At 66.6% G+C, this 11,737-nt stretch carries 14 protein-coding genes and 1 tRNA gene; 8 read left to right on the top strand and 7 right to left on the bottom strand.

The genetic code is table 11. The features are described from left to right. Positions 1-27: 27 nt before the first annotated feature. Together ABV408_RS14075 and bfr are read left to right on the top strand one after the other, a co-directional pair. Positions 28-231, top strand: coding sequence for a (2Fe-2S)-binding protein (locus tag ABV408_RS14075; RefSeq protein WP_035474002.1), 204 nt, complete (start codon positions 28-30; stop codon positions 229-231). Positions 232-747: 516 nt separating this feature from the next. Continuing rightward, positions 748-1,230 carry a bacterioferritin gene (bfr, locus tag ABV408_RS14070; RefSeq protein ID WP_035474000.1) on the top strand — a complete coding sequence of 161 codons (483 nt, stop codon included), beginning with the start codon at positions 748-750 and terminating at the stop codon, positions 1,228-1,230. Between the two features lie 376 nt (positions 1,231-1,606). On the opposite strand, the gene ABV408_RS14065 is transcribed toward bfr, so the two are convergent. From ABV408_RS14065 to ABV408_RS14045, 5 genes are all read right to left on the bottom strand, one after another. Continuing rightward, positions 1,607-2,698 carry a 5-(carboxyamino)imidazole ribonucleotide synthase gene (locus ABV408_RS14065; protein WP_353979536.1) on the bottom strand — a complete coding sequence of 364 codons (1,092 nt, stop codon included), beginning with the start codon at positions 2,696-2,698 and terminating at the stop codon, positions 1,607-1,609. A gap of 2 nt (positions 2,699-2,700) precedes the next feature. Continuing rightward, positions 2,701-3,219 carry a 5-(carboxyamino)imidazole ribonucleotide mutase gene (gene purE / locus ABV408_RS14060; RefSeq protein ID WP_035473996.1) on the bottom strand — a complete coding sequence of 173 codons (519 nt, stop codon included), beginning with the start codon at positions 3,217-3,219 and terminating at the stop codon, positions 2,701-2,703. 154 nt (positions 3,220-3,373) lie between these two features. Continuing rightward, on the bottom strand, positions 3,374-3,604 hold the full coding sequence (locus ABV408_RS14055) for a DUF1653 domain-containing protein (protein WP_353979535.1): 231 nt from the start codon (positions 3,602-3,604) through the stop codon (positions 3,374-3,376). Next, positions 3,597-4,445, bottom strand: a complete 849-nt coding sequence (gene tcdA / locus ABV408_RS14050) for a tRNA cyclic N6-threonylcarbamoyladenosine(37) synthase TcdA (protein WP_353979534.1) — start codon at positions 4,443-4,445, stop codon at positions 3,597-3,599. Before tcdA ends, ABV408_RS14055 begins: the two co-directional genes overlap by 8 nt. Next, the gene (locus tag ABV408_RS14045; RefSeq protein WP_353979533.1) at positions 4,442-5,284 is read right to left on the bottom strand and encodes a pseudouridine synthase; all 843 of its coding nucleotides are present in this window, start codon (positions 5,282-5,284) and stop codon (positions 4,442-4,444) included. The genes tcdA and ABV408_RS14045 overlap by 4 nt, the downstream gene beginning before the upstream one ends. Before the next feature lie 269 nt (positions 5,285-5,553). On the opposite strand from ABV408_RS14045, the gene ABV408_RS14040 reads away from it, so the two are divergent. From ABV408_RS14040 to ABV408_RS14015, 6 genes are all read left to right on the top strand, one after another. Further along, the gene (locus tag ABV408_RS14040) at positions 5,554-6,267 is read left to right on the top strand and encodes an NAD-dependent deacylase (RefSeq protein WP_353979532.1); all 714 of its coding nucleotides are present in this window, start codon (positions 5,554-5,556) and stop codon (positions 6,265-6,267) included. 364 nt (positions 6,268-6,631) lie between these two features. Beyond that, positions 6,632-7,579 (top strand): bile acid:sodium symporter family protein, encoded by a 948-nt coding sequence (locus tag ABV408_RS14035; RefSeq protein WP_405049916.1) that lies wholly within the window; start codon positions 6,632-6,634, stop codon positions 7,577-7,579. Positions 7,580-7,710: 131 nt separating this feature from the next. Then, the gene (locus ABV408_RS14030) at positions 7,711-8,364 is read left to right on the top strand and encodes a glutathione binding-like protein (protein WP_353979531.1); all 654 of its coding nucleotides are present in this window, start codon (positions 7,711-7,713) and stop codon (positions 8,362-8,364) included. A gap of 167 nt (positions 8,365-8,531) precedes the next feature. Continuing rightward, positions 8,532-9,323, top strand: a complete 792-nt coding sequence (locus tag ABV408_RS14025) for a tRNA-uridine aminocarboxypropyltransferase (RefSeq protein WP_405049946.1) — start codon at positions 8,532-8,534, stop codon at positions 9,321-9,323. A 74-nt stretch (positions 9,324-9,397) separates the two neighbouring features. Then, positions 9,398-9,474 (top strand) — tRNA-Arg (locus tag ABV408_RS14020). A 117-nt stretch (positions 9,475-9,591) separates the two neighbouring features. Further along, the gene (locus tag ABV408_RS14015; protein ID WP_353979530.1) at positions 9,592-10,227 is read left to right on the top strand and encodes a cysteine hydrolase family protein; all 636 of its coding nucleotides are present in this window, start codon (positions 9,592-9,594) and stop codon (positions 10,225-10,227) included. Positions 10,228-10,276: 49 nt separating this feature from the next. On the opposite strand, the gene ABV408_RS14010 is transcribed toward ABV408_RS14015, so the two are convergent. Both ABV408_RS14010 and ABV408_RS14005 read right to left on the bottom strand, forming a co-directional pair. After that, positions 10,277-11,071, bottom strand: a complete 795-nt coding sequence (locus tag ABV408_RS14010) for an aspartate/glutamate racemase family protein (RefSeq protein WP_353979529.1) — start codon at positions 11,069-11,071, stop codon at positions 10,277-10,279. Positions 11,072-11,095: 24 nt separating this feature from the next. Further along, on the bottom strand, positions 11,096-11,731 hold the full coding sequence (locus ABV408_RS14005) for a LysE family transporter (RefSeq protein WP_353979528.1): 636 nt from the start codon (positions 11,729-11,731) through the stop codon (positions 11,096-11,098). Positions 11,732-11,737: the final 6 nt, after the last annotated feature.

The raw sequence follows: 11,737 nt of genomic DNA, 5'->3' as shown, positions 1-11,737 counted from the left end.
CTATCACGTTGAGCGCGAGGATCTGCCGTGTACGTCTGTCTCTGCCTGGGTGTCACCGACCGCGATATCGAAAGCGCCGTGAGCGATGGCGCCCGCAGCTGGCGCGAAGTGCGCGAAGTCACCGGCTGCGCCGGACAGTGCGGCAAGTGCGCCTGCACCGGCAAGCGCGTGATGCGTGATGCGATCAGCGAACAGTTGAGCTTCGACCCGGATCTCGCCTACGCGGTGTGAGCGCCCCTTTTCTGCCTGCGCCCCCTTATCCTCCCGCGCCACTTTCTTCCTGCGTCACTCCTTACTGGCTTCACCCCCTGTCTGACGTCATCTCTTTATGGCGTCATTCATGACGTCACGTATTTACGATGTCATACCCCGCGGGTGTTGCCCGCCGGTCATCCAGATTTTTCCGTTTCCCTCATCGACAGTCGTTTCTCCTGATCTATAGCGCAATAACAGCGTCTTTTTCCTACTCTTGCACACTGAGTAGGCCGAGACGCCATTCTTGTTGAGGGCGGGCGAGTCGGTGTGCCAGCGCTTTGCGCCCGGTGCAGCGCGACTCGTTATCAGCCGCGTTCTCACCTGCCAATCGCTGGCAGATGCGATGATTTCGTAAGTCACTGTAATAGTTGTAATTTCTCGATGCCTTGTGGATACTGCCAGGATCGGAACGGCGCCACCTTGTGGTAGCGTACTCCGTCAGGGAGCACCCGCTGCTTCCCCACGCCAGTTACCCATGAGGAGAACACGACAATGAAAGGCGATCCGAAGGTCATCAGCTATCTGAACACCGTCCTCGGCAACGAGCTGGTGGCGATCAACCAGTACTTCCTGCACAGCAAGATGTACAAGGACTGGGGCTTCAACGTGCTCGCCAAGTGGGAGTACGAGGAGTCGATCGAGGAGATGCAGCACGCCGACAAGCTGATCGAGCGCATCCTGTTCCTCGAAGGCATCCCCAACCTGCAGGACCTGGGCAAGCTCAACATCGGCGAGAATGCCAAGGAGATGCTGGAGAGCGATCTCAAGATCGAGCACAAGGCGCGTGCCGACCTGCAGGAAGCGATCCCCTACTGCGAATCCGTGCGTGACTACGTCAGCCGCGATCTGTTCATCAAGATCCTCGACGACGAAGAAGAGCATATCGACAAGCTCGAAGCGGAGCTGGGCCTGATCGACAAGGTCGGCATCCAGAACTATCTGCAGAAGCACATGTTCGGCGACGAGAAGGAGTGAGCGCAGGCTCAATGCGCTCCGCTGGCCGGGTCTGAGCGGACCCGGCCAGCGCCAGCAAGAAGCTGGAACCCAAAAGGCCCCGCTGTCATCGACAGCGGGGCCTTTTAGGTTTTTCGAGCGTGCCGCGGGGCGACTCGTTTTCGTACGGAGCCTAGGTGCTGTCTGAAAAGTCGACGAGCGAAGGCCAGGCCGGGGCGCGCAGCTAAGGCAAAAATCGGCGAAAACGGACCGGGCTGGCGCTCCAGTTTACGGGGTGTAAATGAGCATATTACTCGCTCCGCTCGCCCTTCGGGCCGTCCTACGGACGTTCTGAACGCGGTTCAGTGAGCCGATTTTTAACGCCGCATGGGCGAGCGCAGTACTGTTCAGGCAGTGCCTAGCCCAGATCGTTGACCAACAGCGCCTCCACCGCGGCGACCCGCTCGGCCAGGGTCTCGTCGTCGCCGGCGAGCACCGTGATATGACCGATCTTGCGGCCCGGCCGGGGAGCCTTGCCGTAGTCGTGCCAGCGCGTGCCGGGCACGGCGAGTACCGCGTCGCGCTCGGGGAAGGCGCCGATCACGTTGAGCATGGCGCAGGGCGCCAGGCGGGCGGTCTCGCCCAGCGGCAGCCCGGCCACCGCGCGCACGTGGTTCTCGAACTGGCTGGTGACCGCGCCCTCGATGCTCCAGTGGCCGGAGTTGTGCACCCGCGGGGCGATCTCGTTGGCCAGCAGGCCGGCGTCGGTGACGAAGAACTCGAACGCCATCACCCCGACATAGTCGAGCTCGCGCATCACCCGGCTGGCGTAATCCTCGGCCTGAGCCTGCAGCGGGTGCGCCACCTGCGGTACCGAGCAGTGCAGAATGCCCTGACGATGCGCGTTGCGCACTACCGGCCAGTGGCGGATCTCGCCGTCCCGGGCGCGCACCGCGATCACCGAGATCTCGTGATCGAAGTCGATGAAGCCCTCGAGGATCAGCGGCACGCCGCCGAGTTCGGCGAAGGTGCCACTGACGTCGGCGGGCTCGCGCATCACCTTCTGGCCCTTGCCGTCATAACCCAGGGTGCGGGTCTTGACCACCGCGGGCAGGCCGATCTCGGCCACCGCGGCGTCGAGATCGGCCTGGCTGTCGATGCGCGCGATCGGCGGCACGGCGATATCCAGCTCGCGGAACAGCGATTTTTCCAGCCAGCGGTCGCGGGCGGTGGAGAGCGCCTGGGCCGGGGGGAAGGCCGGGCGCTGCTCGGCGAGACGGGCGACCGCCTCGGCCGGCACGTTCTCGAACTCGAAGGTGATCGCATCGCAGTTCGCGGTCAGCGCTGCGAGCGCTGCCGGGTCCTGCCAGTCGGCCTGCAGGTGCTCGCCGTGCGCCGCCGCGCAGGGCTCGCTGCCGGGGTCGAGAAAGGTGAAGCGCAGGTCGAGCGGGGCGCCGGCCTGGGCGAGCATGCGGCCTAGCTGGCCGCCACCGACGATTCCGATTCGCATGATCAGCTCTCGCTCTGGTCGTGGTCGGGGGCGCTGGGGCGCGGATCGGGGGACTCGAGCACCTTGCGCGTCTGCTCGGCGCGGTAGGCCTCCAGCGCGGTGCGGATGCGTTCGTCGTGATTGGCCAGCATGGCGGCGGCGAGCAGGGCGGCATTGATCGCCCCGGCGCGGCCGATCGCCAGCGTGGCGGTGGGGATGCCCGCCGGCATCTGCACGATCGAGAGCAGCGAGTCGACCCCGGAAAGCGTGCTCGACTTGACCGGTACGCCAAGCACCGGCAGGCGGGTCTTGGCCGCGCACATGCCGGGAAGATGGGCGGCGCCGCCGGCGCCGGCGATGATCACTTCGAGCCCCCGGTCGGCCGCGGTCTCGGCGTACTCGAACAGCAGGTCCGGGGTGCGGTGGGCGGAGACCACCTGGGTTTCGTGCTCGATACCGAGCTGCTCCAGGGTCTCGACGGTATGGCAAAGGGTCGACCAGTCCGACTTCGACCCCATGATGACGCCGACGCGTACGCTCATGCTTCCTCCCGGGGGAAAGGCTCGACCGCCGCGGCTTGTGGGTTGTCAGGCGGCGTCGAGATACGGTTTGGAAAGCGGCGCATTATACCCGTCATGGGGCCGCGCAGACAGCCACTCTCGGGATGAGAAATGCGGTCAGGGCTTGACCGATCGGTCAGCGGAACGCCTTCTCCAGGGCGAAGCGCGGCACCGGCTCGCCGCTCACGTCGACCTGCTCGCAGAACATCTCCAGAGGCCGGGCCCAGACGCCGTAGTCGCCGTAGAGGGCGCGGTAGATCACCAGGCGCTCCTCACTCTCGCTGTGCTGGGCCACATCCAGCACCTCGTAGAGCTGGCCCTTGTAGTGGCGGTAGATGCCCGGAACCGGGCAGCTCGAATCACTCATGCGATGCGGACTCCTGCGTGGATGTTGCAGCGGGCGAGGTACTGTCTGGCGTGTCGGCCTGGGCGCGCCGCGCCAAGCGGCTGAGAACCCGCGCGGCGGCGGTGAAACCGAAGCTGCCGGTGACCACGCTCACTGCGCCGAAGCCGGCGGCGCAGTCCAGCCGTGTGGCCTGACCCGGTGCCGGCTTGTGCTGGCACACCTCGCCATCGCTGCCAGGGTAGACCAGTTGTTCGTCGGAGTAGACGCATTCGATGCCGAAGCGGCGCTTGGGGTTGCGCGAGAAGCCGTAATCCCGGCGCAGTTTGGAGCGCACCTTGGCCAGCAGCGGGTCGTGCTCGGTGCGGGTGAGATCCGCCACCTGGATCCGGCTGGGGTCGCTCTGGCCGCCGGCGCCGCCGGTCACTGTGATCGCCAGCTTGCGCCGCTGGCAGTAGTGGATCAGCGCGGCTTTGGCGCCGACGTGGTCGATGGCGTCGATCACGTGGTCGGCGTCGGTGGGGATGCGCTCGGCCAGATTGGTCGGGGTGATGAAGGCTTCGTCGGCGACCACCTCGATACCCGGCCAGATCGCGCGGCAGCGCTCGGCCAGCACGGCCACCTTGGGCTTGCCGATTTCGCCATCTAGGGCGTGGAGCTGGCGATTGACGTTGGAGACGCAGACATCGTCGAGATCGATCAGAGTGAGCTTGCCGATCCCCGAGCGCGCCAGCGCCTCGGCGCTCCAGCTCCCCACGCCGCCGACCCCGACCACCACCACGTGGGCGCGGCGGAAGGCGTTGGCGGCGCGGGTGCCGTAGAGGCGGCGGATACCGCCGAAGCGGAAGTCGTAGTCGTCGGTCATGGTCTCTCGGGGTTGGGGTCTGCCGGCGTCGCGGCGGTGGCCGCGGCCTGGGGTGTGGCGTGGGTTTCGCTGCCGATGCCAGCGTCTAGATCGAAGCGCGCGCTGTCGCTGTCGACATGGGCCTGCCAGCCGAAGCGTGCCAGCAGCGCGGCGAAGGCGGCATCCGGCGCCGCGGTCAGGCTCAGCCAGCGCTCGGCATAAGGGTGCCACAGGCGCAGCTCGGCGGCGTGCAGCAGCAGATGCGGGCACGCCAGATGGTCGCGGAAGTAGCGATTGTGGATACCCTTGCCATGCTTGGCATCGTTGATGATCGGGTGCCCGCAGCGCGCCAGATGGCGGCGAATCTGATGGCGCCGGCCGGTCTCCGGGCGCGCTTCCATCAGCGCATAGCGCGACTGCGGATAGCGCTCGATCGCCACCGGAATCTCGACGCAGGCGAGCCGGCGCAGGTGGGTCAGCGCCGGCTGGGCCGGCATCTCCGCCTTGGGCCGGATGCCGTCCTCCTCGCGCAGCGGGGCATCGACGCTCAGCGCCTCCGGCCCCCAACCGCGCACCACCGCCAGATAGCGCTTGTCCACGCGCTTGTCGGTGAACGCCTGGGTCAACGCGGCGGCGGCCTCGCTATCGAGGGCGAACACCAGCACGCCGCCGGTGGGGCGGTCGAGCCGGTGCACCGGATAGACGTGCTGGCCGATCTGATCGCGCAGGGTCTGCATCACGAAGCGCGTCTCGCCGCGGGCCAGGGCGGTGCGATGCACCAGCATGCCCGGCGGCTTGGCCACCGCGATCATCTGGGCGTCGCGATAGATCACTCGAAGGGGCGGCGTGGCGGCGGTCATCGAAACTGTCGGGGTCGTGGCGTGGGGCGCTATTGTCGGGTCTGGGCAGGGTGATCTCAAGTGTCGCCAAGGCGGTGTCGTGCTAGGGTGCCTTAGGGTCTGTACGAAAACTGGCTGCCCTCGGCAATACGGCGTTAAAAATCGTCTCAAAATGCTCATTTACACCCGGTAAACTCCGCTTTTTCGTCGATTTTTGCCTTGTCTTGCCTGCGCTCGCCGACTTTTCGTACAAACCCTAGTCAAGCGATGTGCCACCCCAGGGATCTTCCATGACCGAGACTCGCATGCCCCACCTCGTCGTGCTCACCGGTGCCGGTATCAGCGCCGAGAGTGGGCTCAAGACCTTTCGTGACGGCGACGGCCTGTGGGAGAACCATCGGGTCGAGGATGTCGCCACGCCCGAGGCCTGGGCGCGCGACCCGGCCAGCGTCCTGCGCTTCTACGACGAGCGTCGCCAGCAGACCCGCCGCGCCCGGCCCAACCCCGCCCATCGCGCGCTGGCCGAGCTGGAAGCGGCCGGCTTCCGGGTCGATGTGATCACCCAGAACATCGATGACCTGCACGAGCGCGCGGGCTCGACCCAGGTGCTGCACCTGCATGGCGAGATTCTGCTGGCGCGCTCCTCGGTGGATGACAAGCTGCGCTATCCGCTCACTCGCGGCGGCATCGCGCTGGGCGACCTGTGCGACAAGGGTAGCCAGCTACGCCCGGACGTGGTCTGGTTCGGCGAGGCGGTGCCGCGCTACGCCGAGGCCTGCGATATCGTCGCCGAGGCCGACGCGCTGCTGGTGGTCGGCACCTCGCTGGCGGTGATGCCGGCGGCGCTCCTGCTCGAACAGGCGCCGCTGGATGTCCCCTGCTGGCTGATCGACCCCCAGGCCCGCGACCTCGCCCCGCCGGGCGTGGCACCCATCGCCGAACCCGCCAGCCAGGGCGTGCCGACCCTGGTGGCGCGCTGGAAGGCCCGGGGCGGGTTCGAATAGCGGGGTCGAGTGGGGCTTCGAGTAGAGAGGGCGAGTAGGGGGGGGCGCGTCGCCTTGCGATAGGTGGCTTTCACGCCTCCCAGCCTTGCGGCATGATAGCCGGCTAAGCAGTTAAGCAGTTCAGAAGTGAAATAACAGAACAATAGACATAGAGGGTGTTTACAAATTCGACGAGCGAAGGCGAGACAAGGCGAAATCGGCCGAAGAGACGGAGTTTACGGGGTGTAAATGAGTACTTTGAGGTCGATTTCAACGCCGTATCGTCGAGCGCAGGCATTTTGTAAACACCCTCATAGGCCCCGAAACGCCGCCAAGAGCCGCGCACAGCGGCCGTCACGATCATTCAACGCCAGGACACATCATCATGTTCGAACGCATCAACCGGCTGTTCCCGGTCTGGGCCATCTTGCTGGCCACCCTCGCTGCCTTCCAGCCGCAGCTCTTCGTCGGCTTCAAGGCCGACATCAAGATGCTGCTGGTGGTCATCATGTTCGCCATGGGCCTGACCTTGACCCGCGAGGACTTCGCCCGCGTGGTCAAGGCGCCCAAGCCGGTCGCCGTCGGGGTCATCCTGCAGTTTCTGATCATGCCGCTCGCTGCGCTGCTGGTCTCCCGGGTGCTCGGCCTGGGGCCAGAACTCACCACCGGCATGGTGCTGGTCGGCGCCACCGCCGGCGGTACCTCGTCCAACGTCATGACCTGGCTCGCCGGCGGGCACGTGGCGCTCTCGGTGACCATGACCATGGTCTCCACGGTGATCTCGGTGGTGGCCACGCCCTTCATCACCTGGCTGCTGGTCGGCCAGAGCATCGATGTGCCGGTGCTCGGCATGCTGCTGAGCATCGCCCAGCTGGTCATCGCCCCGATCGCCCTCGGCGTACTGTTCCACCACCTGCTGGGCGCGCGCATCCGCAAGATCGAGTCGGCCCTGGCGACGCTGGCGATGGCGGCGATCGTGATGATCATTGCCATCGTGGTCGCGCTCAACGCCGGCAATCTGGCCACCCTGGGGCCGATCGTGGCGCTGGCGGTGATCGCCCATAACGCCATCGGGCTGTCCGGCGGCTACTGGCTGAGCCGCGCGCTGGGCTTCGATATCCGCACCGCGCGCACCATCGCCTTCGAGGTCGGGCTGCAGAACTCCGGGCTCGCGGTGGCTCTGGCCAACCAGTTCTTCACCGCCGGTGCGGCACTCCCCGGGGCGCTGTTCTCGGTCTGGCACAACGTCTCCGGCTCGCTGCTCGCCGGCTACTGGAAGCAGCGCGGGGTGCCCGCGGCGAAGCAGCCAGAGGCCGAGCGCGCACAGGGCTGAGCGCCTGACACGGTCTCGTCCTCGCGCGGTTTCATACTCGCGCCAGTTCGTCCCCACGCGGTTTCGTACCCATAACCAAGGCCCCGGGCTATCCGGCTCGGGGCGCGGGCTCATGCAAGGAGATACTCGAGATGGCGGATCTGAAACTCTTCTACGCCCCTGGCGCCTGTTCGCTCGCCTCGCATATCGCGCTGGAAGAGGCGGGTGCCGAGTTCGAGGCGGTGCGCATCGACACCGCGGCGGGCGAGCAGCGCTCGGCGGCCTATCTGCGCATCAACCCCAAGGGGCGGGTGCCCGCGCTGGCGGTGGGGGAGACGGTGATCACCGAGAATCCGGCGATCCTGCGCTATGTCTCCCAGCGCTTCCCCGAGTCGGTGCTGTGGCCGAGCACGCTGCTGGAGGATGCCCGCTGCGCCGAATGGCTCGCCTTTCTCGGCTCCGGCGTGCACCCCGTCTACGCCCATGTGCGCCGCCCCGAGCGCTATGCCACGGGTGACGCGGCCAAGGCCGATGTGGTCGAGACCGCCCGCCGCAGCACCCGCGAGCTGTTCGAGATGATCGAAGCGCGCCTGGCCGAGCGTCCGGGCGCCTGGGCCCTGGGGGAGCGCTACAGCGTCGCCGACCCCTACCTCTTCGTCTTCTGGCAGTGGGGCGCCGGCGCCGCGCTCGGCTACGACATGGCCAGCGACTTCCCCGCCTGGAGTGATCACGCCCGGCGCATGCTCGCCCGGCCAGCAGTCGCCCGCGTGCTGGCGCGCGAAGGGCTTACCATCCCGACCCCTTGAACTCGGCGCCGAGTCATCTCTGCCGCATCTGCTGCGGTCCGACGTCGTCGCCCGCGGTGGCAAACTTTCCTTGATTGCTGCGTTTGGACTGCCGCGCAAAGTGATAGACTGCGCGGCCTTTGAGACTGGCAGGAGAGCGGCACCCGATGCGAGACGATGCCGACACCATGATGGCGCGCCCGGCGCACGACCCCGAAGTGACCCCGGATGCGCAGGAACCGGCGACTGGCCACCCGCGTCCGCCGCGGCGCGAGTTCAAGGCCCGCGGTAGCTTCGTCGAGCGCTGCGACGGCTGCCGCCTGCCGGTGCTCAACTGTCTCTGCCCCTACCGGGTGAGCACCACCAGCGACGCTCAGGTCTGGCTGCTCACGCACCCGCTGGAGCACAACAAGCCGACCAACACCGGGCGGCTGATCGCCGACGTGCTGCCGGAGACCCGGGTCTTCGACTGGCACCGCACGGCGCCGGACGCCGATCTGCTCGCACTGCTCGCCGACCGCCGCTACGTGCCCTTCGTGATCTTTCCCGACGACCAGCCGGACTACCAGCATCGGGTGGTCGACGAGCGCGCCGTGGCCGGGGTCAAGCAGGATGGCTTCATCCCCGTATTCATTCTGCTCGACGGCACCTGGCGCCAGGCGCGGCGGATCTTCCGCAAGAGCCCCTATCTGGACGGCCTGCCGGTGCTGCCGCTGCACACCGAGCGCCTGACCCGCTACCGCCTGCGCAAGCCCGCCTCTGCCTCGCACCTGTGCACCGCCGAGGTCGCCGCCGAACTGCTGCGCAAGACCGGCGACGCGGTGGCCGCCGAGGTGCTCGACGACTACTTCGACGCCTTCAACCAGAGCTACGCCGCGAGCCGCTTCTACCACAAGATCGACAAGCCCAGCGCCCCCATGCAGCGCCTGCTCGACCGCCGCATGGCCGCCAGCGCCAAAGGGTTCTTGCCGCACGGCTGAGCCGGCCATCGGTGCCCGCAGCGAGCGAACGGCTCGCCGGCGGGGCGCCTTGAGTGTTATCGTCTCGGCGGTGCGCCCGAATAGCTCAATTGGATAGAGTACCGGCCTTCGAAGCCGTGGGTTGCAGGTTCGAGTCCTGCTTCGGGCGCCATTCCTTCCGCATGACCTTCCCCTCATGCATCCTTCAGTGGCAGAGCGCTTCCATCCTGCTGTTGCGTTGCCCATGTGACCATGCCAAAAACCTTTAGCCCTCGATAACGAGGTGTCCATGCAAGAGACCGATACGCCCGCCAGCGGCGCTGCGCCGGGAGTTGATGGGGCAGGCCCCGCGCGGCCGCCGGCGGAAAGCGCTTTGATCCTGATCGATCAGCAGCACTGCATGCAGGCGCTGGGCACCGAGCAGCGCAACAATCACGACGCGGAAGCGCTGATCGCCGCGCTGCTCGGGGTGTGGCGGCAGCGCCAATGGCCGGTGGTTCATGTGCGCCATATCTCACGCTCGGAGACCTCGGGCTTCCGGCCCGGGCAGTCAGGGGCGGCGTTCCAGGAGGCTTTCATGCCGCTGGCGCACGAGGCTGTCTTCGAGAAAAACGTCCCCGACGCCTTTACTCAATCCGCCCTGGAAAGGTGGCTGCACGTGCGCGGGATTCGCCATCTGATGATTGTCGGCGTGGCGAGCGAGAACTCGGTGGAGAACAGCGCGAGAAGCGCCGGCAATCTGGGATTTACCGTATGGGTACCGGAAGCTGCCTGCTACACCTTTGCCAAGCCGGACTACGCCGGTGTCTGGCACTCGGCGTCTGAGGTCCACGCCATGGCGATGGCCAATCTGGATGGCGAGTACGCCAACGTGGTCGACCGCGCCTGGCTGCTGGCGGCGTTGGAAGGGTGGCAGGCGGAATAAGCTACTGAGTGGCTTCCACACACGCTTGATCCGGGCACTCGAGACGTACTCAAGCCACCTTCTCGAGCGCTAGCTCGACCCCCAGGTGTGCCAGCATGCGTTGAAAATCCGCCAGGCTGTAGCGCTCATCTTCCGTTACCAGCGCGCGGATGCGGCCGCTGCCCGGCGTGCCTTCGCCCAGCCCGGCGACGATCGCTTCGGCGGGGTCGAGGAAGCGGCAATCCGGGCTGGCGGTCTCGAAGAACCCCTTGAGCCAGGGCAGGTGCGTACTCGATAGCGTCAGCACCTCGAGACCCGGCTCCCGGCGATGCAGCGCCGTGACGAATGCGTTCACCTGCGCCTGCGTCCCCTCGGGATCGAATAGAAAGGCGCCACTCTCCACCAGTGCCACCATCGCTGAAGCGTCGATCAGACTCACGGCCTCCGGCGCCGACGTCTGCCTGGCCACGAAATCGCGCAGCTCGTCACTCTCGATCAGCGAGCGCACCCCCATGATGCCCACCTTGCCATGCGGGGCGAGCGCCAATGCCTCGGCCAGTGGCGGAAAGACCCCGAAGAGCGGCAGCGTAGTGAGCGGTCGCACTCGTTCCAGCACCGTGATCGAAGGCGCATTCGACGCCATCACGATGGCCGAAGGGGCGAAGCCTTCCAGAAATCGCAGGGTGCGTGACATCACCTCGGTGAGCTCCTCCGGCCCTTTGCTGCCGTAGGGAAAGCTGGCGCGGTCGGCGAAGTAGATCACGTCTTGCCGGGGCAGGCGGCGCTGAACCTCGGCGACGATGGCATAGCTGCCGATACCGGCATCGAAGACGGCGATAGGGCGGTTCAGGGCGCTCTCTGGCATGGAAAAATCTCAATCACGATGAATTCAGCGGTGTGACACGGCCAGGGCCCCTCCGGCGGCAACGAACAGGCTGCCGGTGGTGCGGTTGAACAGCCGCGCGCGACGCGGCGTGGCGAACCAGCGGCTCACGCTGGAGCCAACCGAGGCGTAGGTGGTCATGGTGGCCAGATCGACCACGAGCCAGGTCAGCGCCAGGATCGCGAACTGTGACCACTGCGGCTGGCTCAGGTCGATGAAGTTGGGAAACAGCGCGCCGAAGAACAAGAGGTCCTTGGGGTTGCTGATCCCCACGGTAAAGCCCTTGGTGAAGAGCTGCCGCCGGCTCCGCCCGAGTGTGGATGGCGCGCTTTCCCTGGCTGACACCGCAGGCGCCGCCGCCGGTGCGCGCCACGCCTGCACGCCGAGATAGACCAGATAGGCCGCACCGATCACCTTGAGCACCAAGAAGGCGGTTTCCGAGGTGGCCAGGATAGCCCCGAGGCCCAGCGACGAGAGCGCCATCAGGGCGAGCGATGCCAGCGCGCCACCCACCACCGTGACCAGCGCGCGGCGGCGCCCGTGGCGCAGCCCGTGATGCATGCAGAGCAAGGCAAAGGGCCCGGGAAACAGAATCAGCGCGGTGATGACGCCGAGATAGGTGATCCAGAGGGCGAGGTCCATCGTCTC

The sequence above is a fragment of the Salinicola endophyticus genome, assembly GCF_040536835.1.
GTDB lineage: Bacteria > Pseudomonadota > Gammaproteobacteria > Pseudomonadales > Halomonadaceae > Salinicola > Salinicola endophyticus_A.
This window is presented reverse-complemented; position numbering and strand designations above follow the sequence as displayed.

Bases quoted from the DNA above. Each gene is read 5' to 3' on its own strand.
- bfr (WP_035474000.1), top strand. From the start codon at position 748: ATGAAAGGCGATCCGAAGGTCATCAGCTATCTGAACACCGTCCTCGGC.
- ABV408_RS14065 (WP_353979536.1), bottom strand. From the start codon at position 2,698: ATGCGAATCGGAATCGTCGGTGGCGGCCAGCTAGGCCGCATGCTCGCC.
- purE (WP_035473996.1), bottom strand. From the start codon at position 3,219: ATGAGCGTACGCGTCGGCGTCATCATGGGGTCGAAGTCGGACTGGTCG.
- ABV408_RS14055 (WP_353979535.1), bottom strand. From the start codon at position 3,604: ATGAGTGATTCGAGCTGCCCGGTTCCGGGCATCTACCGCCACTACAAG.
- tcdA (WP_353979534.1), bottom strand. From the start codon at position 4,445: ATGACCGACGACTACGACTTCCGCTTCGGCGGTATCCGCCGCCTCTAC.
- ABV408_RS14045 (WP_353979533.1), bottom strand. From the start codon at position 5,284: ATGACCGCCGCCACGCCGCCCCTTCGAGTGATCTATCGCGACGCCCAG.
- ABV408_RS14040 (WP_353979532.1), top strand. From the start codon at position 5,554: ATGACCGAGACTCGCATGCCCCACCTCGTCGTGCTCACCGGTGCCGGT.
- ABV408_RS14035 (WP_405049916.1), top strand. From the start codon at position 6,632: ATGTTCGAACGCATCAACCGGCTGTTCCCGGTCTGGGCCATCTTGCTG.
- ABV408_RS14030 (WP_353979531.1), top strand. From the start codon at position 7,711: ATGGCGGATCTGAAACTCTTCTACGCCCCTGGCGCCTGTTCGCTCGCC.
- ABV408_RS14025 (WP_405049946.1), top strand. From the start codon at position 8,532: ATGATGGCGCGCCCGGCGCACGACCCCGAAGTGACCCCGGATGCGCAG.
- ABV408_RS14015 (WP_353979530.1), top strand. From the start codon at position 9,592: ATGCAAGAGACCGATACGCCCGCCAGCGGCGCTGCGCCGGGAGTTGAT.
- ABV408_RS14010 (WP_353979529.1), bottom strand. From the start codon at position 11,071: ATGCCAGAGAGCGCCCTGAACCGCCCTATCGCCGTCTTCGATGCCGGT.
- ABV408_RS14005 (WP_353979528.1), bottom strand. From the start codon at position 11,731: ATGGACCTCGCCCTCTGGATCACCTATCTCGGCGTCATCACCGCGCTG.